Raw genomic sequence first — 22,453 nt, 5'->3', positions numbered from 1 at the left:
AGCGACACACGAGGTTCCCGATCTTCAAGGCTTAGGCGTGACCTCAACCTTGGCAAGAGTTCCTTGCGTGTTTAACTTCCGACGAATCGAAAGCTGTTTCTCCGAAGAGAAGAATTTGGAGCGACACACGAGGTTCGAACTCGTGACCTCAACCTTGGCAAGGTTGCGCTCTACCAGCTGAGCTAGTGTCGCAAATGGAGGCGCGTCCCGGAGTCGAACCGAGGTACACGGATTTGCAATCCGCTGCATAGCCACTCTGCCAACGCGCCTTTGTTTCCTTCCGCTTTAGAAGTTGTCTTCCGCTGCGGTATGGGTCGGCATTTTACGGATTCGCGTGATCTAGTCAACACAAATCATTAAATAAAAGTTCGTTCGCTTAAAATCGCGGCAAAAGCGATATAAATCGACCATATCGTCTTAAAAATCACCTCGAATATCGCTAAAAAATGATGTTTCTGAAGGTCAGATTAATTCTCGGCCCTTTCATTTTCGCGGTTTTCGGGATCGAGTGGTGCCAATAAGTCTGGATTTTACCCGCCATTATCAGCAATGCGCCGGAATTCAATTCAAATTCCCTTTTTTCTCCACTCTTGAGGTGTTTAAGCACAAAGCGGCGCGTTTCACCAAAACTCAACGACGCGATCGCAGGTTCTTTGCCAAGCTCAACTTCATTATCTTGATGCCACCCCATGTAATCTTGCCCATCTCGATAAAGATTGGCGAGCACAGAGTTGAAAGGCGTATCTGCTTGTGCTTCGCATCTTTTTTTCAGTAGGTCTAATGATGAAGGCATTTTGGCGGCAGCCAGTTTGAGCCCAGAATAACCATAAGACTTATCACCGAAAGATGCTTGAAGGCGGGGTTGAAGCACCTCTCTCCCAAACATTGAGATCGGTTGTTGTTGCCAAGGAAGCGTAGACATAAGACCAGAGAATATCTCAGCCGCTTCTTCCTCAGAGAAGAAATTCGGTTGCCAGAACAACGCTCCATCCGGAATGTTGATCCATCCGGTTTCATCAAACATGTCGCCTTGCAGCATTCATTGTTGTCCTCTTTATGTTTTCAATCACTCTAACTGAGTGAAAGGAAAACAAACAAGATCGATCCCTAAGACATTTCATTGGTTCATTTTTACGATACTCATCGTTCATGCGATCAACACGCCCCCAGCACCTGCGACTACGACTACGACTACGACTACAATCATGGGCTAAAACGACAGAAGGGTAGCAACGCTACCCTTCTGTGTATCTAAGCGATATCAACGCATCACTTATTTCGCAAGTGCATCTTCCATCTTGGCTTTCCAGATCGCCATCGCCAATGCAGGTTTACGCAATACTTCAGGCGTTGGGATCCAACCATGTTTCACGCGAGAGAACACATCAAAGCGCCCTGCTTGTCCCGCCATGGCTTCTGCCACAACACGGCCAGCAATGTTTGTTAGACCCACGCCATGACCGGTATAACCATGAGCGGTATAAATATCATTCCCTAAATGCGCGATTTCAGGCATGTAACTGCGCGTTACCGCGAACAAACCACCCCAGTGGTATTCCATTTTCACATCACCCAATTGTGGGAACACTTTCAACATGCGTTGACGCAGACGCTCTTGGCTGTCTGGGTACTCACCATTGAATGGGTGGTTCACACCGCCGAACAGAATTCGGCCATCGGCCGTTGGACGCAGATAATCCAAACAGTTATTCAGATCAGACATTGCCATGTTATTGGTGATCGGGTTGCGATCGCCTAATTGCTCAGTCACCGCAATATAAGATGCAACAGGAAGCACTTTAGATTGGGCACGACGGTGAAGGCCATCAAGATAGGCATTACACGCAAGCAGCACTTGTGTTGCCTTCACGCTGCCTTTGGCCGTTTTCACCGTGTTAAAGCCCGCGCCTTTCTCAATTTTGATCACTGGGCTGTTTTCGTAGATCTCAGCACCCACAGAAATCGCCGCTTGCGCCAAGCCTAGTGTGTAATTCAGCGTATGGACATGGCCACTGTTTGGGTCAAACAAACCGCCTAGGTAACGACGCGTGTTGGCAACCTGATCAATCTTGTCTGCATCCCACCACTCAGCAACCGGGTAGTTGTAACGTCCGTGCTTGAGTTCATGCCAAGATTTCAGTTCTTCTTCTTGGCCTTTGTTCAACGCAAGCTCAATGTAGCCTTCTTGGAAATCACAATCGATGTTGAATTCACTGATGCGCTCACGAATGATATCGATAGATTCGACTGACAAATCCCACAATTGCTTGCCCCATTCAGGCCCGTAGGTTTCATCAACTTCACGCAAGCCTAGGCAGTAACCTACCAGCGCTTGTCCACCATTACGCCCTGAACCGCCAAACGCAATACGCTGACTTTCAAGAACCACAACGCTCATGCCTTGTTTACGCAATTCAATCGCGGCATTTGTGCCGGTCAAACCCGCACCAATAATACAAACATCAGCTTGAATGTCGTTGGTTAGCTCTGGTTGTTCAGCCAGTACATTCGCCGTTGCTTGGTAGTAGCTATCGATATACCCGTTTTCTTTCGCCATCTTGTGACTAAATCCTGCTTATATGGAAAGGGTTGAATGAAAAAAATGATGGCGAATATTCGCACTAAGCCCCACAACAGGCAAGGAGATAATGCGATCAATACCTCGCGCACACTTTGTTACTTATTAAGGGGTTAATTGATTGACAGTCAGAGTGTTTCTTTTGATGATGCGCGTTCGAATTTCGGCTTGGTATAGCCATTTAAGGACAACACATATGAACCAATATCTTAAAGGGGTGAAAGCGGTAAGCATCGCACTTTCCGCATCTGTATCTTTCGGCGTTTCTGCAAACAGCGAAGTACTAAACATCTATAACTGGGCAGAATATATGCCCATGAACGTGATTCAAGCGTTCGAGAAAGAATATGATGTAACGGTGAACTATTCGACGTTTGAAAACAACGAATCTATGTATACCAAGCTGAAGCTGCTTGATGGAAAGGGCTACGATCTTGCTTTTGCATCAACCTACTTCATTCAACGTATGAGTGATGAAGGCATGTTGGCGAAAATCGACAAGTCACAAATCCCTCACGTGAAAGACATCATTCCTGGATTGATGGCGCAGCCGTTTGACGTAAACAACGACTACTCATTGCCCTATGTATGGGGTGTGACCGCGATTAGCTACAACGATGACATTGTTGATGGCAGTAACGTGACAAAGTGGGCCGATTTGTGGAATGAAGACTTCGCAGGCCAACTGATGTTGCTTGATGATGTGCGTGATGTATTTGGTATGGCGCTAAAAGCCAAAGGCTACAGCATCAACACCAAGAACGAAGCTGAAATCAGAGAAGCCTATGAGCTGTTGGTTGAACTACGCCCAGGCATTGTCGTCTACAACTCAGACGCTCCGCATGTTCCCTTTGTGACAGGCGAAGTGGGTATTGGTCAGCAGTGGAATGGTAATGCCTATATGGCACAGGAAGAAATGGACAGCATCCATTTTGTTTATCCAGAAGAAGGCTCAATCCTTTGGATGGACAACTTCATCATTCCTAAAAACGCAGAGAAGAAGGAACTGGCGCACAAGTTCATCGACTTTATGTACCGTCCTGAAAACCAAGCGGCCATGGTTGAAGAGCTTGGCTACCCAGCACCAAGCAAACGCGCGAAAGAAAAACTCTCTGCTGAATACACCGAAAACAACACCATTTTCCCGTCTGATGAGGACGTAGAAAAAGGCGAATTTACTAATGATGTTGGCGACGCAGTCAGCATTTACAACCGCTACTGGCAGTTGCTGAAAAGCTAACTCGACAGCGATGCATTGATCGTAAAAAGAAAACCCGCGGCCTAGGCTGCGGGTTTCTGTTATTGGAGAGTCAGTTAAAGGTTATCTCTCAAGCATTTCGCGCACAACGCTAATTCGATTTGAAGAACAGAAGATGCGCAGCGCTTAGCGATATCATGCTTCGCACAATGACTTTTAGTTGTTCGGGCGATATGCGTGCAAACACCTTGTAGCCAATCCACATACCAAGAAACAGCGCTGGGATACCCACGGCGCTTGCTTTCAACGTTTCTGTATTGATTAACCCAAGGCTCAATAATCCCGCCAACTTCATGAGATTCAGGCTCAAGAACGCCCATACTCGCGTCGCGACATAGGCGGACTTTTCCATTTTCTGTTCAAGCAAGAACAAGCCCATTAACGGTCCTGCGCCGTTGGCAATTACCCCAACAAAACCACATAGCGAACCTGCAAAGCTCGCGGCCCAAGGGTGTGTAAAAATGGGTAGAGGGTGGTAATCCAACCACAAAGATAAGCCCAACAAGGCAAAAATCAGAATCCCGAGAAAGGTCATGAAAGTGCTTGGGTCTACCGTCCCCAACACATAGGTGCCTGCCGCTATGCCAATGGCGCCAAAAGGCAATAACTTCGCCAATACCTTCCAGTTAATATTCTTGCGATATGTCATTACCGCAATCAGATCTGTTAGCAAATAGAAAGGCAAAATCACACCGAGCGCTTCCGGCCCAGGAAACGCTAACATCATCAACGGCAAGATAACCAAACCCAGCCCGCCAATAGAAAACTTTGAGAAGCCTGTTACTAAACACGCTAACGAGATAAACAGCCAAGACAGTTCCATTGTTACTCCCAACTCACTCTCACTCGCGACTTGACTCAAGTGAAGGACAGGTATTGTATTCGTTATGTTTTGTAATTACTTTTCTATCAATCAAGAGTACTCTGAACATTCGATCATCATACTCAAGCAACCTCAAATTGCTTGGGTACAGTAGTAATCAGGACAGTGAAGAAATGATTGATTTGCGCTCAGACACAGTGACACAACCCGATGAAAAAATGCGTAACGCGATGGCAAATGCACCTGTTGGTGATGACGTGTACGGTGATGATCCGACCGTCAACGAACTAGAGCGATGGGCTGCAGAGAGACATGGATTTGAAGCGGCCGTATTTACCGCATCAGGCACTCAAGCAAACTTGTTGGGTATTTTGGCACACTGTGAGCGTGGCGACGAATATTTGTGCGGTCAACAAGCACACAATTACAAATATGAAGCAGGTGGCGCTGCCGTTCTAGGGTCGGTACAACCTCAACCGATTGAGAACAACAAAGACGGCACCTTGTGCTTTGAAAAGCTGGCTGCAGCCGTAAAACCCGATGACGTACATTTTGCGCGCACTACCCTCCTGAGCTTGGAAAATACCATCGGCGGTAAAGTGCTACCGATGAGTTATTTGGCACAAGCCCGCGATTTTGCTAACACGCATAACCTAAAACTGCATCTTGATGGCGCACGTGTGTATAACGCCTCAGTGGCATTGGACGTCGATATCAAAGAAATCAGCCAGCATTTCGATTCAATGACCATTTGCCTATCGAAAGGTTTGGGTGCACCTGTCGGCTCTTTGCTGTTGGGTGACGCTGCTTACATTCAACGCGCGCGTCGCTTACGTAAAATGGTTGGTGGTGGCATGCGCCAAGCGGGTATTTTGGCGGCGGCTGGCATGATGGCGCTCACTGAGAATGTTGAACGCTTGAAAGATGACCACGACAATGCACGTTACCTCTCGGAGAAATTAGGGGCGATTCCTGGTTTCAATACCTTTATTTATCCGGTGCAAACCAACATTGTCTACGCGGATGTATCATCACACATCGACATTCGTGCCATTGCTGATGCGTTGAAAGAGCAAGGTATTTTGGTTTCACCTTCTCACAAAGCCATGCGCTTCGTTACGCATAAAAATGTCTCTCGTACAGACATTGATACGTTACTTTCGGCGATTGAAAAACAGCTTTAATTCAGACTTCTCAATCGAAGAAATGACGTAAATTATGAGGCGGATTTCCGCCTCTTTTTGTATCTGTCATATAAGGAATTAACATGGCCGGCGCTAGCCTTCTCACACTGCTCGATGATATTGCCACCATACTCGATGATGTTTCCGTCATGAGTAAAGTTGCTGCCAAGAAAACCGCAGGTGTACTTGGTGATGACCTTGCTTTGAACGCAGAGCAAGTGTCAGGTGTGAAAGCCGACAGAGAACTTCCCGTTGTGTGGGCGGTGGCCAAAGGCTCATTTTTCAATAAGCTGATATTGGTGCCTGCAGCGCTCGCGATCAGCGCGATTGCGCCGTGGCTCATCACGCCTCTTCTCATGCTGGGCGGTTTATTTCTCTGCTTTGAAGGGGCAGAAAAAGTGCTGCATACCTTCTTCCACAAGCACGACAAAAAGCCAGAAGCGCAAAGCACTGACTTCAATACCGCGACCATCAACGCTGCTCAGTTTGAAGCAGAGAAAATCAAAGGCGCGATCCGGACAGACTTCATCTTGTCTGCTGAGATCATCGTGATCACATTGGGGGTGGTGTCAGAAAGCCCCTTCTTAACGCAAGTCGTGACCCTGTTTGGTATTGCCTTCCTGATGACCATTGGTGTGTACGGCTTGGTTGCAGTGATCGTAAAAATTGATGACGCAGGTTTGTACCTCAGCCAGAAAAGCACCGCTCTTGCTCAGTCTGTTGGTCGTGGTTTGTTGGTCTTTGCCCCTTACCTAATGAAGACCTTGTCCATCGTCGGCACCATCGCCATGTTCTTGGTTGGCGGTGGCATTCTGTCCCACGGCGTACACATTTTGTCTGAATGGATTGGTGAAGCAGCAAGAGAAACTGCGCTGATTCCAGCACTCGGCGACATCATTTCGGCGGTGATCCCTACCCTGCTTAACGGCATCATAGGGCTGATTGCTGGTGTGATTGTGGTCGGTGTTGTGTCTGTGCTTAGCAAACTCAAACCCAACGCAAAATAATCGCCGATCCGATCACTTTATTGACTGCTGCGTACTACTACGCATTGCCGTTTTTCCGATACGCGCATAGTTTATGACTGTAGCTAACAAGGTTTGTGAATACAGCTAATTGCTCTGCGTAAGCAGAACAACCATCATATTTCTGGGTGCGTTAAGGAGAACTCACATGGCAGCAAAGCACGTCCTTATTACAGGTGGCGCGAGTGGTATCGGATTTGGTATGGCACAAGGGTTCGCAAACGAAGGCTACTGTGTCACGCTTTCTGACATCAATAAAGAAGCCCTTGAGAGCGCAGTTGCCTCGCTGAAAGAAACCCACAATACCGAGGTTTATGGCCTCGAATTGGATGTCACCCATTCCGCGCAGATTGCGTCAGCGCCGTCACGTGTCGTCAAGCCCGTCGATGTGCTTATCAACAATGCAGGCATCCAATTCGTTTCCGCGTTAGAGGCATTCCCCGAAGAGAAATGGCGTTTAATCATCGACATTTTGCTCACGGGCCCTGCCATGCTCACCAAAGCATTCTTGCCAGACATGTACGCGCAAGGTTTCGGGCGAATCATCAATGTTGGCTCGATCCATAGCCTTGTGGCCTCACCGTATAAATCTGCGTATGTTTCAGCAAAACACGGCATTCTCGGCTTTTCAAAAACCATCGCCCTAGAAAGTGCAGATCATGATGTCACCATCAATACACTCTGCCCTTCCTATGTCAAAACGCCGCTGGTTGAAAACCAAATTGCCGCACAAGCCAGAAACCACAACATCAGCGAAGAAGAAGTCATCAACAACATCATGCTCAAGCCGATGCCGAAAAAAGCGTTTATTGCATTGAACGAACTTGCAGATACCGCCTTGTTCCTTTGCTCCCCAAGTGCCAAAAATATTACCGCGCAAGCCATCACTATTGATGGAGGCTGGACCGCGCATTAACGCGAAACACGCGTGAGACAAATTCGATACATACCCACTCAAAAACGGCTTTTACGCCGTTTTTTGTGCTTTTGATTGGCCAATATTTGTGCAGTTGTTCACTAGAATATACCGAATAAAGTGCGCCAGCCCACATTGCCAACATTCCTTTGCCTGTTTATCTCAAAATCAGTAAGTTAAGAGCGCTACACTGAAAATATTGAACATAGCGAAAGGAGAGCGCCATGACACAGACTTCTTTAACCAGTGACAGGCTCTATCGCACCTCACAACTGAACAAACTCGACGTTTCATCTACCAAGCATCTTGAGCCCCTCGACGAAATCGTGGGTCAGGATCGTGCACGTCAAGCCGTCGAATTTGCGATGTCGATAAAAGAAAAGGGCTACAACATTTACGCTGTCGGCCAGAACGGACTCGGTAAGCGCACCATGATGATGCGCTACCTAAAACGTCACTGGGAATACAGCCACCAAATTTTCGATTGGTGTTATGTCGCGAATTTCCAAGATTCTCGTTGCCCGACCGTTTTGCAAGTCCCAGCAGGTCGGGGGATCGCACTGAAAAAAGACATCGAAAAGTTGATGGGGAAATTAGGGAAAGCCCTGCCCCTCGCATTTGACAACGAGATGTACTTTACCCGTGCGGATGTGCTGAAAGGTCAGCTAACCGAACAGCAAGAAGGCGCATTGCAAACTCTGACGAATGACGCAAAAGCGCAGAGCGTGAGTTTGTCGATCACCACGGCGGGCGATTACCAATTCATCGCCTTAAACGGTGAAGAACCTCATTCCGAAGAAACGTTCGATGCGCTCTCCGATGATGAGCAAGCCAATTTCGACAAGGTGATCCGTGAGCTTGAAATTCAGCTCCGAGGCCTTGTGCGCAAACTGACCGAATGGGAAGAGCAGTACGCAGAGCAGCAACAAAAGCTCGATGAAGAGATCGCGATTGAAGTGGTCGCACGTCTCATCAAGCCAATGATCGACAGCTACCAAGATTTGCCGCAGGTGAAAAAGTACCTAAAAGGCATGCAGGCTGACATTCTCGAAAACCTTGATATCTTCCTTGAAGAAAGCGAAGACCAAGCTGCACTCGCCTACGCCGCTCTCGATAAAAAATTGCCGCGTCGTTACCAAGTCAATGTGCTCGTCGCGCAAGACGAAGATGTGCCGCCTGTCATTGTTGAAGACAGCCCGACTTACCACAACATCTTTGGTTATGTGGAAAACGCCACTTACAAAGGCACAGTATTCACCGATTTCTCGCTGATCCGTGCTGGTAGCATTCATCGTGCAAATGGCGGTGTCTTGCTCATCGACGCCGTCAAAGTGCTTGAACGCCCATATGTATGGGATGGCCTGAAACGTGCGCTGAGTTCTCGTAAGGTCAGCTTAAGCTCACTGGAAAGAGAAGTGACGTTGAGCGGCACGATTTCGCTTGAGCCAGAGCCAATTCCACTTGATGTGAAAATCGTTCTGTTCGGTGATTACAAAACCTATCAACTGCTTCAACACTATGATGCAGAATTCAGTGAGTTGTTCCGTGTCACCGCTGACTTTGAAGATGACATGCCACGCAATGACGACAGCGAAATGAAGTACGCGAAATTCATTTCAAGCATCTGTCATGACAACAATCTGCTGCACTGTGACCAAGGCGCGATTGGCCGAATCATTGAGCACAGCTCGCGCCAATCGGGTGATCAAGACAAGCTGTCACTTCACTCGGCGGACATTGCGAACCTACTGCGTGAATCAAACTATCAAGCACGTGTTAGTAACGCCAATATCATTCGCGCCTCACACGTAGAGAAAGCCCTCGCAAGCCGTGATATGCGTGTGAGTCGTCTGCGCGATCACGTGATGGAAGGCTTTACCAACGGCACGACATTGCTGCAAACAAAGGGCACGTCAATCGGACAAATCAACGCCCTTTCAGTGCTTGCCACACAAGATTACGCGTTCGGCGCGCCAAACCGTATCACTGCGACCACTTCGTTCGGTGACGGCGGCGTCCTTGATATCGAGCGAAGCGTAAAACTGGGCGGCAACATCCACTCAAAAGGTGTGATGATCTTAACCGCGTACCTGTCATCACTGCTGGGTAAGAAAGCCAAGATCCCACTCACGACCACGCTCACCTTCGAACAATCGTATGGTGGTGTGGACGGTGACAGTGCATCTATGGCCGAGTTCTGCACCGTGATTTCGGCTATCTCAGGCATTCCGCTTCGCCAAGATCTTGCAATCACGGGCTCAATGAACCAATTCGGTGAAACACAGCCAATTGGTGGGGTGAACGAGAAAATTGAAGGCTTCTTTGATGCTTGTACCATCAAAGGCCCAAAATCCACGCAAGGCGTGATCATTCCTGCCTCTAACGTGCACAACTTGATGCTTCGCAAAGATGTTATCCATGCCGTTGAGAAGGGCCAATTCCACATCTACGCCATTAGCCATGTGAGTGAAGCACTCGAATTGTTCACCGGCATGCCTGCAGGCAAATTGGATGCGAAAGGTAAATTCAAATCTGGCACTGTGCTGCAAAAAGCATATGAATGCATTGCTGCACTGCGCGATGATAACTAGCAAAAAACAACGAGTTAAAAATCAACACAAGATTGAGTGAGTGAACGCCTAATACGGTTTATCGCAAACACTAAAAAGCCGACAATTGTCGGCTTTTTCTTTCTTCAAATTTCACCATCATCAAAGGTCAACAGGTTCTAGCCATACGCCACAGACGGTAGCCACAAGATTAAATTCGGCCAGAAGACCAAAACCACTAACGCAATCAACTGAAGAATGATGAACGGCAACACGCCTTTATAGATATCTATGAGCCTGACTTCTGGTGGACATACTCCTTTCAAATAGAACAACGCAAAACCCACAGGCGGGGTTAAGAAACTCGTTTGAAGCGCCATCGCCACCAGCATCACAAACCACACAAGCTCCGCATTATCCAATCCAGGATAGGTGCCAATGTCCAAGTCTAAGCCCAGCACCACGGGGGCAAGTAACGGCAGCACAATCAAGGTGATTTCAATCCAGTCAAGGAAGAAGCCCAGCAGGAAAATCACCAGCAAGATAAACGCCACCACCCCATACGGGCCAAAGGGTAGCGCTTCGAAGGCTTGTTCGATGAACTCATCGCCGCCTAGCTCTCGCAGCACTAACGCAAAGCAGGTCGCGCCAATGAAGATGGCAAAGATGTATGCGGTGGTTTTGTAGCTATCGATGAGCACTTCTCGCAACACTGACAACGAAAAACGCTGATAAAAAACCGCCAGTAAAATAGCACCAAATGCCCCCACTCCCGACGCTTCGGTCGGCGTGGCTATACCGGCAAAAATTGAGCCTAACACCGCAAAGATAAGTGCGAATGTCGGTACAATGGCTTTCGCAACATCTTTGATCACCCCCCAATCCACGGGTTTTGCATCATCAGGCAATGGAATAGATTGCGGCTTAACCAACCCCACTATCAGCAGGTAGATAATGTAAATGGCACCCAGCATCAAGCCTGGCACCATGGCTCCCATAAAGAGATCACCCACAGACAACGCGAGCTGATCCGCCATAATGACGAGCATGATCGAAGGCGGTAGCAATATACCCAACGTCCCCGCCGACGCGATGGTGCCAAGTGCCAATGGAAGGTGATAACCCTGTTTCATCATGGCAGGTAAAGACATGGTCGCGAGCAATACAACAGATGCCCCAATGATGCCTGTCGACGCTGCCAAAATGATCCCTATGGCCATGACGGTGATCGCCAACCCACCATGTACACGCCCGAATAAGGCTTGCATGGCATGCATTAGACGATCGGCAACGCCAGATTTATCCAACATGTTCCCCATAAATATAAACATGGGAAGTGCCACCAATATCCAGTTGTCCATGATCTTAAATAGACGGTTAACCACCAAACCAAGCGTGGTGAAATCTAGCCCTGTCCACGTATCAAAATAGATATCGCTGTAATAACCAATAATGGCAAACGCCACACCCACGCCGCCCAATACCCACGCAACGGGAATGCCAATAAACAGGAGAAGAATAAAACTGCCAAACATGGCAAGAATCAGAATTTCATTCGCTTCCATGCGAACCTCCCTTCGTTGACACTGACGCACCATTACCCCGTAACAATGCGATGGCTCTCAACACTCTGGCTAAGCTCGCAAACGCTAACAGTGCCGCGCTAAAAGGGATGGCGGATTTGATAACCCATCGCCATGGCAGACCCGACGGCGCGTTCGAACGCTCATCCACTCGCCATGCTTCATACACAAAATCGAGTGAATGGATAAAAATGACGTACATAAATGGCCAAACAAAGAAGGCGACAGTGATGATTTCTACCCACGCTTTGGCCCGCTCAGAAAATCGGTGATAGAAAATATCGACGCGCACATGCGTACCCGTGATTTCCGCGTATGACAGACCAAAGAGCACCCCAACCGCATACAAATGCCATTGCAGTTCTTCTAATGCTATCTGCCCATTGCTGAACACTTTTCGCAATACAACCTGCGTGATGATCACGACAATAAGAATGAGATAACTCCACGCAAAAAAACGCCCGAGGGATCGCACAACATGCTCGATGCTGTCAGCAAGCGGGGAGGCAGAAGGCGAATAGGAAGGCTGGGCCATAATTCGTTCCCTGTTCCTTAAATATCAATGTAATGAGATAAAAAAGGGGCAACGAATGCTGCCCAAACTCGAGAGATTATTGTCGAGGTAGAAACCCTTTTGATTCCCAGACTTGGTAGTTAGCACGGAACGTTGACATGTCATCCCACACTTTTTTGAAGTACGGATCTTGTTTTTGCTCGTCCACTACATCTAACCATGTAGTTTCAAACAGGTTCAGCATATTGTCGTTCCAGTAACGCAGTTCGACGCCCTGCTCTTGCGCTTTTTGCATCGCTTCAAACTGCATCGCTTCGCCTTCCGCAATCGAGTTAGTCATCGACGCCAAGCACAGGGTCTCTACTGCAGCTTGTTGGTTGCCATCCATTTTGTTCCATGTGTCTTTGTTGATCAAAAGCTCAAAAACAGTGGCTTGCTGGTGCCAACCTGGGAAGTAGTTATATTTCACGATTTTGTGAAAACCAAGGCGCTGGTCAATCGCAGGTTGAGAAAACTCAGTGGCATCAATCGCCCCTTTCTCAAGCGCACCAAAGATTTCACCGCCCGGAAGTTGAACGGTACCCACACCCAGCTTTTCCATCACCTGACCACCGAGCCCGAAGAAACGCATGGTGATCCCTTTCAGATCTTCCGGTTTTTCGATTGGCTTTTTAAACCAACCTGACGTTTCAGGCGAGATGATGGCGCACGGCAATACTTTTACGTTATAGCCCGCTTGGTCATACATTCCCTGGTAAAGATCTAAGCCGTTACCGTAGAAAAGCCACGCCATGTATTCCGGCGCTTCAGGGCCAAATGGCACTGCGGAGAAAAGTGCAGCTGCTGGCATTTTTCCTTGCCAATACCCCGCCGTCGCATAGCCAGAATTCACTTTACCGCTCGAGACTGCATCCAAAATTTCAAGCGGCGCCACCAATTTGCCTGGTTCATAGACTTTCATTTTGATGGTGTTACCGGATACCGGTGTAATGCGTTCTGATACCCACTTAATCGGGGTACCTAAAGCGGGAAGGTGAGTACCAAATGCAATGGGGGTTTTAAGTAACACTTTGTCTGCGAGGGCTGCGCCAGAAAAACACGCAGTAGCGACGGTGAGTACTTTTAGCGTTGTAGAAATCGGCCGTTTCATTGTCCACTCCTTGGTGCGCGGTATCACTGTTTTGAATGTATGGTGTTACCGACTTAGGGGTTGAGGTTTAGAGCACACTGAACCTGTTAAATATTTGTTATCGTCCAGCCTATACGTGCACCTCAGAGATGAAAATCAGGTAGATAACGGACGCCATCTCGCACGCTTTACGTACATCATTTCCGTAAAACTACGTAGGCGCGTTACTTATCTCATTGAATGTTTATTGTGTTGCTCATTGGGGGTTACTGAGAATGCTTGACCGAATACGCAAACTACGGACGTAAATCCCGGCGCAAAGTGTGACGAAAAACATAGCGATGGTGTGAGAAAGAGAAAGGCGACAAAAGAGAAACGTATGAATATTTTGAGCAACCTTTCCGGCATAAATACACGACTACGCGCCAAAATACTGGTGCTCGCCATGGTGCCTTTATTGCTGATGTTCGCGTTGATCATCGGGCTGGTTACCGTGCAATCTGAATCCCTGTCCACCAACCAAGCTGACCTCATTCGTACCGAGACCCTTGCTTCCAAAAAACAAGAGCTTCTGAAATACGTCGAGCTCGCGCGCGCATCCGTCTCTCCTATCTACAATGCAGCCTCTCCCCATGATGAAAACGCCAAACAAGCTGTCATCGACGTGCTCAACAAACTCACATACGGCGAAGACGGATACTTCTTCGCCTATACCTATGACGGCACCAATCTTGTTCTCCCCTATCAACCAGAAATGGTGGGTCAAAACATTTGGGATGTTGAAGACACACACGGCTTTAAGCTTCTCCAAGGGTTAATCACAGCAGCACAACAAGGCGGCGGCTTTGTTGAATACTACTGGCACAAGCCCTCACGAAAAGAGCCGGTGAAGAAGCTGAGTTATGCCATTGGATTAGAAAAATGGGGTTGGATGGTCGGCACTGGCGTGTATATCGATGACATTGATACCCAAGTCATGTCGCTTCACAACAAAATCGACGAAATCATCAGTAAAACCTTTATCGGCTTAGGCATTACTCTCGTTATCACCATTGGCATCATGGCCAGCCTTGCCGCCACTATTCACGTCAATGCGCAGGAACTCGCCGATAACAAGTTACAGGCGCTCAATCGCCAGTTAATCGATTCACAAGAAGAAGAGCGTACGCGGGTTGCGCGTGAGCTGCATGATGGCATCAATCAGATTTTGGTCTCAGTAAAGTACCGCCTAGACAGTCTAAAAGAGGCAAAGAACCGTGAAGAAATTAGCGAACACCTTGGTTTAGGCCAAGCCAGTTTAAATGAGGCCGTCACTGAGCTTCGCCGAATATCGAAAGATTTACGCCCTACGCTACTGGATGATCTTGGGTTGCTTCCCGCCCTTGAAGATTTGGCCAAAGAAGTCACCACGCGTTCCGGCATGACAGTGATTTTCGAGCACCACTTAAGCATGTCCCACGTATCCAAAGCCGCAGAAATCACCCTTTATCGCGTCGCGCAAGAAGCGCTGCATAACGCTGAGAAGCACTCGCAAGCCAAAGCGGTTGATATCATTTTGCAGGAAGAAGAAGGCGAAATTGTGCTTACCATCGCAGATGACGGCATCGGCTTCGAAGAACATAGGCTTCGCGTTAATGCACAATCAATGGGGCTAAAGAACATGCGTGAACGAATCGAAAACCTCGATGGACACTTCGTCATCAATAGTTTGTTACAGCAGGGCACGGAAGTCCGCGCAATTTTGCCAACCAAGTAAATGCCAGAGACGTTTGATTTTAGATGCTAAAAACCTCTGATTTTGGTGTGCAATGACATTCGAAAGGAGAAATACCATGACCACATTGTTGCTCGCGGACGATCACGTCCTATTGCAAGACGGGCTAAAAGACCGCCTGTCTCGCCAACCACAGTTTTCGATTGTTGGAACCGCCAGTGACGGCGAATGTGCGATTGAAAAAACCTTGGCGCTCAGACCAGACATTTTGCTCACCGACATTTCCATGCCAAAGAAAACAGGGTTAGAAGTATTAAATACACTTCGAGAGGCTGCCCCTGAGGTAAAAGTGGTGATCTTAAGCATGCACAGTAACAAAGAGTACATCATGGCGGCCATGCGCGGTGGTGCCAAAGGCTATGTTTTGAAAGATGTTTCCTCACAAGAGTTGGTGCAAGCCCTCGATATTATCGCGGGTGGCGGATCTTATTTTAGCGCTGGCGTATCAGAAACCTTGCTCGAAGGCATGAATGAGCTCGAGAACAAAGAGCACGATGACTCTCAACCAACACCAAGGGAAAAAGATGTGCTCATTCTTATCGCGAATGGCGCATGCAACAAAACCATAGCCAGAGAACTGGACATCAGTGTTCGCACTGTCGAAACCCACCGTCTTCGGGTGAAAAAGAAGTTGGGCGTAACATCTACTGCCGGGTTAGTGAAATATGCCATTGAGCATGACTGGATAAACCAACAAGAAAACCAGTAAAAGCGTGTGTATCACCACAATTAATACACTATGGCGTGCGGTATTTAGCATGAAAATCATGACGTTATTTGCCTACTTTTTGAGCCATGACCGCGAATTTTCCTATGAACAGCGTATCTTAGTGTCTACATACTTTTCTATTGGTTTCAGGCATGCACCAAGAGCATTTTCTTATTCCGGAATACCCAAAAATCACATACGCAGGTATTTCCCTTGAAACGTTAAGCAAAAAAACGCCAAATTTCCTCAATTCAGTGAAATGGTATGCCCGCATCGGCATTTCATTTGCCTTTATCTTTTTCGCTTCCGTCACCACCCTTTCGTGTTACCTCTTTGATCTGACGGACGATATCTTTTTTGTTGCTACGCTCGCCATCACCTTCTTTTTATATTTGTGCTCTTTGCCTCTCCTCACCAAGGCAATCATTTCATCGGAACGCGTCAGACAATGGGTTCGCAAATCCAAACATCGCTATTTTTTGCGGACGCTTGCAAATACGCCGTTTGAAGCAAGACTGAACGCCTCGAACATCATATGGGATACCTTGCGTAACGACGAATGGGCGACCTGCATCAATGATGCGCATGAAATAGACAGAGAGCGTACTGTTTATAGTTGCCAACAGCTTGGCAAAATCGCATCAAACCTGATTGACAGCGACCCAGAGATTTTTTGCGATGCTATGCTTAAAACCATGAATAATCAGAGAGGTAGCACACCCTACTTCTTCGATATTTTGGTGAGGCTTGCAGAACAGCAATTTCACAATGGAAAAGAAAGCCAACGACAATTACGTGGAACAAAAAAGCTGATGTTGGATGACATTTTCTCGCATCGGTAGTTCGTCCCAAACGACCCCGGAGAGATAATGAAAATTGTTCTTGTGACCGGAGGCAGCAGTGGTATCGGCCTTCAAACAGTGACGCATTACCATCGTTCAGGTTTCAAAGTACTGACTTGTTCAAGGAATGAAGATACATGGAACAAAGTACTGGCTACTCACCCTGAACTGTCTGCCGTCGATTATCTCCCTGTCGATTTGAAAGATGTTCATCAGGTAGACCGCTATTTCGGGTATATCCGAGAAAACTATGGGCATCTCGACATTGTGGTCAACAATGCATCACCCCCGTTAGAATCGCGCGGCGATTACGCCGATGTGCCTATCGACGCCCTTTACAACACCCTCATCGGCGACTTTTGGATCCATGCACTCTGCCTGAAATACGAATTGAACCTCGTTGTAAACGGCGGCTCCATCGTCAACATCAGTTCGGTCAATGGGATAAGGCCTACACCAAACGCCGCGATGTTTTCTGCAGCCAAGCATGGCATTGAAGGGCTCACCCGTTCAATTGCGGTAGAAGCCATTCGTAAAGGTATTCGAGTCAATGCCGTTGCGCCGGGTGTGACATGGACGCCTCGTTGGGAGCAAGCACAAGCTGAAATGGGCGACGAATTAAAAAACACGGTGGCAAGCCAAGTACCCAATGGGCGATTCGCGACGGTAGAAGAAATTGCTAATGCCATCGCTTGGCTTAGCTCCGAGCAAGCGAATTACATCGTCGGTCATACCTTAGTGATGGATGGTGGTCTGAGCCTGACATAGCCTCTGCATTTCATATCTCACACACGCAAAAAAAGACTGCCGAGGCAGTCTTTTTCTTATCATGTTATTTGTCCGGTACTTCTATAACTGCTGCCAATAAAAGAAGCCATTAAGCCTTTCGCGTTTGCAACATCCAACGGCTAACACCTGCCAACCCAAACAAAACGAACAAGAAGATGTTCATGCTGCCACCACTGCTTCCACCGCCACTACGCGAATGCGTGGGTGCAGGTTGGGTGAACATTGGCTGACTTGTGTCGGCTTGTGTTGGTTGTACATTCTGAGCTTGGCGTGTTTGTCGTGCTTGCTGTTCTTTCTGCACGCGAGCTTGGTTATTTCGATCAACGCCAATCTGTTGAAACACATTTTCTTCAACCACCAGCAACGAGGTGTAATCCGTTAGAAGACCATACTCTACGGCGATGTCTTCTATCGCTTGTTCTTTGTCTGCGTCTTTCTGCTCTAGGTAATCCATCTGCGCTTCTAAATCTCGAATCGCTGAGAATGCCCACATTCTTTCAAGCTCTGGGTTACGCAGCGTTTTCTCTGGCAGCGATACCTTGGTGGTGTATCGACGCGTCTCGCCATTCACTTTCATGCTCAAGGTCACGTCCGCCGTTCCCGCTTTGAAGTAATGGCCGAACACCGTCAGTTGCTCACCACGGTACAAGCTACTGATGGCTTCTGGCGTCAGGTCTTTCACCTTCACACCGTCGATATCCAATTGAATGTCACGATACGCTTGGTGCGTTAACTTGCTCGAGATGTTGAGTAAATGCCCCATCATGTCATCTGCATTCGAGACAGACGTTGCAACGCCATTTGATAGCTTAGTCATCGGTACCAACAGCGGTGTATTCGCACTGTTCCCCATGATGAAGGTAAACAGACGGACATCGTATTTCTCCATCATTTGGAAGAATTTACGCTTCTCCGTCACACCCACATTCGCCACACCATCCGTCACCAGCACGATACCCGTTGGACGATCGGCATCGAGCTTACGTACCGCTGCGCCCAAACCTTCATAAAGATTGGTGCCGTTGCTCGGTTGCATGGCTGAAATTTCACTCAGGGCTTTTTCAACGTTTGTCTTGCTGGCAGAGATAAAGCCATTGGTCAGGTCATACGTTGCGCTATCAAACATCACAATACGAAAACGGTCTTGCTGTGGCAGTTTGTTCAGCCCCTGTCGAACCCCTTCCGCCAAGGTGTTGTACTTGCCCGACATCGACCCTGATTTGTCTAATACGAAGACCCAATCACGCCCTTGTATTACCGGCCCCAAATCATCACCTGGCGTAAAGGTAAGTTTCACTGTACCGCGCTTTGATTCTTCAGGGTCACGGTACGCAACCATGTCCAAGCGACCGGGTAGTCCATCTTGTAGGCGCCAATAAACCACGATGTCTTGGTCCAAACGGTACGCGGGTGCAGAAGGGGATGCTGTCACGCCTTCCTCTTCAATCGCGGCTGACGTTTGGTTCGCCACTTGCGCCTTCCAAATCGTGTGCTCGCCTGATGCTTCTTGTGTGAGTGTCGCGTTAGGGTGCGACGGTAAACGCACACCATCAAAGGGATACGCGGATTTCAGCGTGACGTTAAACGAGAAGTCTTGCTCAACTGCATCATTGCGCGTCCAAAAACTGTCGCGCGCTTCATCAACGCCGCCCTCTTCCATGGGATAAACATACCTGCCAATACCGTGGTCGATCAGCGCATCTTGCAGGTAAACCAATCTCACCTTCACACGCTGTTGAGGCTGAACAGGGAAGACGCGCATCTCAAACGTTTTGTATCCGTCTTTTTCAGTCAATGCCGTCGCATTGCCTTGCGCTTTTTGCTCTTCATAAATCTTTTTAGCTTTGTCTTTCGCCACCGATTCGGCAATCACTGGCGTGCCGTTTATCCAGTAAATAAACTCACCCACGACAGCTTCTTGCGGCACAGGAAACGAGTAGCGCGCTTCAAGCATGTCATTATTTGGGTTATAGAAGATTTGTTCGATGGATGTTGTCGCATAGCCGTCTTCAATCACGACATCCACGTGGTGGGTTTCAATAGTGAGGTCTTGGTGTTGGCTGTTCGTCGGTTTCAACAAACCACTCGCCATTGCAGCGGGTGCAAACCAGCCTAATACAAACGTGAGAAATACCATTCCCCACGTCGAGAATCTTTGCGTCATTTGCTGTTGGTTTAGCATCGTGTGCCTCCATTGCGTTGCTTCTTTGAGATTCGTTCTCTCATCTGCAGGACGTTGATGTTGGCGTTATTTGCACCAGCAACTCTCTGCGTTTTCAGAAGCTTGCAACAAGACAGTGCAAGTCAAAAGCGTCGTATCTAAAGTGACAATATGCGTGACGCTACGTCGCATGAGGTGACACCTTCTCGCCGATTCGATGTATTGGTGTGCGTTAGCTGCGTCGTTTTCGAAAAATTTATCGCCCCATAAAACATGTCGGATTGGTGCAAAATGATGTCGACTGGGTATCACGAAAAGCCTGAATCCTCGTAATAAGATGACTCAACGCATCACCCTCTTTTTTATTGGGATATTCACGGGGAAAGTACGATGACAAGCGCTGATACGCATACAGAAATTGCATCCTTTACGCCTTATCCAATCAAACATCTTCCTGTTCGTGTTGATTTAGGCAGCGAGTCGCTTTTGATCGAATGGGATAACGGGCATAAGAGTGAATACCACTACCTGTGGTTAAGGGACAATTGTCATTGTGCAGAATGCATCGCAACGCTCACTCGCGAGCAAGTCTTTGAGATTTGTGATGTCCCCGAAACCATTAAACCGCAAGAAGCCTATCTCTCTGAAGACAATAGACTCGTTATCACGTGGGATCATGCTGATCACGGCAGCCAATATCATCCCGGTTGGTTATTCAGCCATTGTTACAGCGAAAGCGCACTCGCCGCCAAACAATGGCAAGCGAAAGTTTGGGACAAAGAAGCCATCAACCAAGCGCTGCCGACGAACATTTACCTCAACATCATGCAAAGTGATCAACACCTTTTATCCTGGCTAAAAGATTTAAGGGACTATGGAATCGCGCTGATTAAAGATGTCGATACCGCGCCAAATACACTGATTAACGTCGCGAATCGGATCTCGTTTATCAGAGAAACAAACTTTGGCACCATTTTTAATGTGCAGGCAAAAGCGGATGCAAACAGTTCGGCATATACCGATTTACGCTTGCCGCTGCATACCGACTTACCTACACGAGAGCTCCAGCCCGGCCTGCAATTTCTGCATTGTTTAATCAATGATGCCGCAGGGGGTGAATCCATTTTGGTTGATGGATTTAAGATAGCCGAACATATGCGTGAGCATTACCCCGAAGAATTTAAGAGCCTATCCAGCATACCCATGGCCTTTTACAACAAGGACAAACACAGTGATTATCGCTTTCGCGGCAAAGCCATCGTGGTGGATGAAAACAATCAGGTTGTGGAAGTTCGCCTTGCTAACTTTCTCAGGGGCCCCATTGATGTACCCGCGCACCAAACCCTTGCGCTCTACAAAGCGTATCGCTGTTTTATTCGATTAACGAGAGAGGAAAGGTTTCAGTTTTTCCATCGCCTTAATGGCGGAGATCTTATCGTCTTTGATAATCGCCGCGTCTTACACGCTCGTAATGCGTTTGACCTAAAAACAGGCTCAAGACACTTACAAGGCTGCTATATCGACAGAGATGAGCTCTTGTCTCGGATTAGGGTGCTTGAAAGGGACGCGCTTTAATTTCGCCGAGATTCAATCATTGAATACCCGAGCGGTATTGGCTGGCCGTCGTGCCATAAAGTGCACGATAACGGCGGCTAAAATGGGCGGTAGAGCTAAAGCCACACGCTAAGGCGATATCCGCGATGCTGAGCCCAGAGTCAGACAGCAGATACCGTGCGTGCTCCACTCGCATTTGCACATAATACGCAGACGGAGAACAGGCTAAATATTGTAAGAACAGCCTTTCCAGATGCCGAACAGAAATAGCAAGATGATCTGCTAAATCCGATGTGGCTAACGGGATTTCGATGTTATCGGCCATTAACGCTAAGGCTTTTACCATTTTAGGGTGATGTAATTTGAGTTTTTCGGCTTGGCTGGCTCGTTGATGATCAGTTTGGCTTCTCGCAGAACTTTTAATTAATTGTTCGCACACGAGGATCGCGAGCTCTGGCTCAAAATAGGTTTCGATTAAATACAGCATCATGTCGGTTGCGGCAGTGCCACCGGCACACGTAATGCGTTTGCCTTGAATTTCAAATAGCTCATCACTGATTTCAAATTCAGGATAACGCTCTTGAAAGGAGGGCTTCGCTTCCCAATGCAAGGTGATTGGATAGCCATCTAAAAGCTTGGCCTTGGCCAGTAAGTAACAGCCTGTATCGAGCGCGCCGATCATGACCCCGAGCCGATGCAGATCACGTAGCCATTTTATGGCGAGTTCTGACATGTGCTTTTCTGGGTGGAAGCTCGCATTCACAAAAAGGTTGCGAGGCTTTTCACTGGTATTTATTGAGATGGAATCTTGAAGTGCCAAACCATTGCTGGCTAAAACAGGCTCGCCATCTTCACTAAAGCATTGCCAGCGAAATAAGGTTTTACCTGCCAAACGGTTTGCTATGCGTAATGGCTCGATGGCAGAGAGCAGTGACACCATCGCGTATTCAGGCAACAACAAAAAAGAGAGGGTGAAGACCCCATCATCATCAGCAATTAATGGTTTTTGCGCCTCTTGGGGAGAAGGGTTAAGTAGCGAGGTTTGCATCGCGTCTCCTAGGAAGA

Annotated in this window: 18 protein-coding genes and 2 tRNA genes; 10 read left to right on the top strand and 10 right to left on the bottom strand. The window is 47.9% G+C overall.

The window, feature by feature from the left end:
- Window positions 1-116: 116 nt before the first annotated feature.
- The 4 genes from BCT27_RS07620 to BCT27_RS07605 form a co-directional block, all read right to left on the bottom strand.
- Window positions 117-192: transfer RNA gene (locus BCT27_RS07620), tRNA-Gly, on the bottom strand.
- 3 nt (window positions 193-195) lie between these two features.
- Window positions 196-269: transfer RNA gene (locus BCT27_RS07615), tRNA-Cys, on the bottom strand.
- A gap of 170 nt (window positions 270-439) precedes the next feature.
- Window positions 440-1,039, bottom strand: coding sequence for an alpha-ketoglutarate-dependent dioxygenase AlkB family protein (locus BCT27_RS07610; protein WP_102395455.1), 600 nt, complete (start codon window positions 1,037-1,039; stop codon window positions 440-442).
- 234 nt (window positions 1,040-1,273) lie between these two features.
- Window positions 1,274-2,557: an NAD(P)/FAD-dependent oxidoreductase gene (locus tag BCT27_RS07605; RefSeq protein ID WP_102317644.1), complete on the bottom strand. Its 1,284-nt coding sequence runs from the start codon at window positions 2,555-2,557 to the stop codon at window positions 1,274-1,276.
- 217 nt (window positions 2,558-2,774) lie between these two features.
- On the opposite strand from BCT27_RS07605, the gene BCT27_RS07600 reads away from it, so the two are divergent.
- Window positions 2,775-3,818, top strand: a complete 1,044-nt coding sequence (locus BCT27_RS07600) for an ABC transporter substrate-binding protein (RefSeq protein WP_102395454.1) — start codon at window positions 2,775-2,777, stop codon at window positions 3,816-3,818.
- Between the two features lie 109 nt (window positions 3,819-3,927).
- Here BCT27_RS07600 and BCT27_RS07595 read toward each other — a convergent pair whose 3' ends face one another.
- A complete protein-coding gene (locus BCT27_RS07595) occupies window positions 3,928-4,659 on the bottom strand; it encodes a sulfite exporter TauE/SafE family protein (protein WP_017008284.1) in 732 nt (243 codons plus the stop codon).
- 173 nt (window positions 4,660-4,832) lie between these two features.
- Between BCT27_RS07595 and ltaE the strand changes: the two genes are divergently transcribed.
- The 4 genes from ltaE to BCT27_RS07575 all read left to right on the top strand — a co-directional run bounded on the left by ltaE (window position 4,833) and on the right by BCT27_RS07575 (window position 10,375).
- Window positions 4,833-5,843: a low-specificity L-threonine aldolase gene (gene ltaE / locus BCT27_RS07590; protein WP_102391407.1), complete on the top strand. Its 1,011-nt coding sequence runs from the start codon at window positions 4,833-4,835 to the stop codon at window positions 5,841-5,843.
- A gap of 83 nt (window positions 5,844-5,926) precedes the next feature.
- Window positions 5,927-6,850 carry a DUF808 domain-containing protein gene (locus BCT27_RS07585; protein ID WP_102317642.1) on the top strand — a complete coding sequence of 308 codons (924 nt, stop codon included), beginning with the start codon at window positions 5,927-5,929 and terminating at the stop codon, window positions 6,848-6,850.
- Window positions 6,851-7,016: 166 nt separating this feature from the next.
- On the top strand, window positions 7,017-7,784 hold the full coding sequence (locus BCT27_RS07580) for a 3-hydroxybutyrate dehydrogenase (RefSeq protein ID WP_102317641.1): 768 nt from the start codon (window positions 7,017-7,019) through the stop codon (window positions 7,782-7,784).
- Window positions 7,785-8,008: 224 nt separating this feature from the next.
- A complete protein-coding gene (locus BCT27_RS07575) occupies window positions 8,009-10,375 on the top strand; it encodes a Lon protease family protein (RefSeq protein ID WP_102395453.1) in 2,367 nt (788 codons plus the stop codon).
- A gap of 137 nt (window positions 10,376-10,512) precedes the next feature.
- On the opposite strand, the gene BCT27_RS07570 is transcribed toward BCT27_RS07575, so the two are convergent.
- From BCT27_RS07570 to BCT27_RS07560, 3 genes are all read right to left on the bottom strand, one after another.
- Window positions 10,513-11,898, bottom strand: a complete 1,386-nt coding sequence (locus BCT27_RS07570) for a TRAP transporter large permease (RefSeq protein WP_102317639.1) — start codon at window positions 11,896-11,898, stop codon at window positions 10,513-10,515.
- On the bottom strand, window positions 11,885-12,451 hold the full coding sequence (locus tag BCT27_RS07565) for a TRAP transporter small permease subunit (protein WP_102395452.1): 567 nt from the start codon (window positions 12,449-12,451) through the stop codon (window positions 11,885-11,887). Before BCT27_RS07565 ends, BCT27_RS07570 begins: the two co-directional genes overlap by 14 nt.
- A gap of 76 nt (window positions 12,452-12,527) precedes the next feature.
- Window positions 12,528-13,580, bottom strand: coding sequence for a TRAP transporter substrate-binding protein (locus BCT27_RS07560; RefSeq protein WP_102395451.1), 1,053 nt, complete (start codon window positions 13,578-13,580; stop codon window positions 12,528-12,530).
- Window positions 13,581-13,938: 358 nt separating this feature from the next.
- Here BCT27_RS07560 and BCT27_RS07555 point away from each other — a divergent pair, with 358 nt between their 5' ends.
- The 4 genes from BCT27_RS07555 (at window position 13,939) to BCT27_RS07540 (ending at window position 17,652) form a co-directional block, all read left to right on the top strand.
- Window positions 13,939-15,315, top strand: coding sequence for a cache domain-containing protein (locus BCT27_RS07555; protein ID WP_241908527.1), 1,377 nt, complete (start codon window positions 13,939-13,941; stop codon window positions 15,313-15,315).
- 76 nt (window positions 15,316-15,391) lie between these two features.
- Window positions 15,392-16,042: a response regulator gene (locus tag BCT27_RS07550; protein WP_102391412.1), complete on the top strand. Its 651-nt coding sequence runs from the start codon at window positions 15,392-15,394 to the stop codon at window positions 16,040-16,042.
- A gap of 152 nt (window positions 16,043-16,194) precedes the next feature.
- On the top strand, window positions 16,195-16,884 hold the full coding sequence (locus BCT27_RS07545; protein WP_102395450.1) for a hypothetical protein: 690 nt from the start codon (window positions 16,195-16,197) through the stop codon (window positions 16,882-16,884).
- Window positions 16,885-16,911: 27 nt separating this feature from the next.
- A complete protein-coding gene (locus BCT27_RS07540) occupies window positions 16,912-17,652 on the top strand; it encodes an SDR family NAD(P)-dependent oxidoreductase (RefSeq protein ID WP_102317634.1) in 741 nt (246 codons plus the stop codon).
- Window positions 17,653-17,761: 109 nt separating this feature from the next.
- Here BCT27_RS07540 and BCT27_RS07535 read toward each other — a convergent pair whose 3' ends face one another.
- On the bottom strand, window positions 17,762-19,855 hold the full coding sequence (locus BCT27_RS07535; protein WP_102395449.1) for a VIT and vWA domain-containing protein: 2,094 nt from the start codon (window positions 19,853-19,855) through the stop codon (window positions 17,762-17,764).
- A 369-nt stretch (window positions 19,856-20,224) separates the two neighbouring features.
- Here BCT27_RS07535 and BCT27_RS07530 point away from each other — a divergent pair, with 369 nt between their 5' ends.
- Window positions 20,225-21,409 carry a TauD/TfdA family dioxygenase gene (locus tag BCT27_RS07530; RefSeq protein WP_102395448.1) on the top strand — a complete coding sequence of 395 codons (1,185 nt, stop codon included), beginning with the start codon at window positions 20,225-20,227 and terminating at the stop codon, window positions 21,407-21,409.
- 16 nt (window positions 21,410-21,425) lie between these two features.
- Here the strand turns inward: BCT27_RS07530 and BCT27_RS07525 are convergent, their stop codons facing one another.
- Window positions 21,426-22,436, bottom strand: a complete 1,011-nt coding sequence (locus tag BCT27_RS07525; protein ID WP_102391416.1) for a GlxA family transcriptional regulator — start codon at window positions 22,434-22,436, stop codon at window positions 21,426-21,428.
- Window positions 22,437-22,453: the final 17 nt, after the last annotated feature.

This window comes from Enterovibrio norvegicus, from assembly GCF_002876705.1.
GTDB classification, from domain to species: Bacteria; Pseudomonadota; Gammaproteobacteria; order Enterobacterales; family Vibrionaceae; genus Enterovibrio; species Enterovibrio norvegicus_B.
This window is presented reverse-complemented; position numbering and strand designations above follow the sequence as displayed.

Excerpts from the sequence above, each read along its gene's own strand:
- BCT27_RS07610 (WP_102395455.1), bottom strand. The coding sequence starts at position 1,039 with ATGCTGCAAGGCGACATGTTTGATGAAACCGGATGGATCAACATTCCG.
- BCT27_RS07605 (WP_102317644.1), bottom strand. The coding sequence starts at position 2,557 with ATGGCGAAAGAAAACGGGTATATCGATAGCTACTACCAAGCAACGGCG.
- BCT27_RS07600 (WP_102395454.1), top strand. The coding sequence starts at position 2,775 with ATGAACCAATATCTTAAAGGGGTGAAAGCGGTAAGCATCGCACTTTCC.
- BCT27_RS07595 (WP_017008284.1), bottom strand. The coding sequence starts at position 4,659 with ATGGAACTGTCTTGGCTGTTTATCTCGTTAGCGTGTTTAGTAACAGGC.
- ltaE (WP_102391407.1), top strand. The coding sequence starts at position 4,833 with ATGATTGATTTGCGCTCAGACACAGTGACACAACCCGATGAAAAAATG.
- BCT27_RS07585 (WP_102317642.1), top strand. The coding sequence starts at position 5,927 with ATGGCCGGCGCTAGCCTTCTCACACTGCTCGATGATATTGCCACCATA.
- BCT27_RS07580 (WP_102317641.1), top strand. The coding sequence starts at position 7,017 with ATGGCAGCAAAGCACGTCCTTATTACAGGTGGCGCGAGTGGTATCGGA.
- BCT27_RS07575 (WP_102395453.1), top strand. The coding sequence starts at position 8,009 with ATGACACAGACTTCTTTAACCAGTGACAGGCTCTATCGCACCTCACAA.
- BCT27_RS07570 (WP_102317639.1), bottom strand. The coding sequence starts at position 11,898 with ATGGAAGCGAATGAAATTCTGATTCTTGCCATGTTTGGCAGTTTTATT.
- BCT27_RS07565 (WP_102395452.1), bottom strand. The coding sequence starts at position 12,451 with ATGGCCCAGCCTTCCTATTCGCCTTCTGCCTCCCCGCTTGCTGACAGC.
- BCT27_RS07560 (WP_102395451.1), bottom strand. The coding sequence starts at position 13,580 with ATGAAACGGCCGATTTCTACAACGCTAAAAGTACTCACCGTCGCTACT.
- BCT27_RS07555 (WP_241908527.1), top strand. The coding sequence starts at position 13,939 with ATGAATATTTTGAGCAACCTTTCCGGCATAAATACACGACTACGCGCC.
- BCT27_RS07550 (WP_102391412.1), top strand. The coding sequence starts at position 15,392 with ATGACCACATTGTTGCTCGCGGACGATCACGTCCTATTGCAAGACGGG.
- BCT27_RS07545 (WP_102395450.1), top strand. The coding sequence starts at position 16,195 with ATGCACCAAGAGCATTTTCTTATTCCGGAATACCCAAAAATCACATAC.
- BCT27_RS07540 (WP_102317634.1), top strand. The coding sequence starts at position 16,912 with ATGAAAATTGTTCTTGTGACCGGAGGCAGCAGTGGTATCGGCCTTCAA.
- BCT27_RS07535 (WP_102395449.1), bottom strand. The coding sequence starts at position 19,855 with ATGCTAAACCAACAGCAAATGACGCAAAGATTCTCGACGTGGGGAATG.
- BCT27_RS07530 (WP_102395448.1), top strand. The coding sequence starts at position 20,225 with ATGACAAGCGCTGATACGCATACAGAAATTGCATCCTTTACGCCTTAT.
- BCT27_RS07525 (WP_102391416.1), bottom strand. The coding sequence starts at position 22,436 with ATGCAAACCTCGCTACTTAACCCTTCTCCCCAAGAGGCGCAAAAACCA.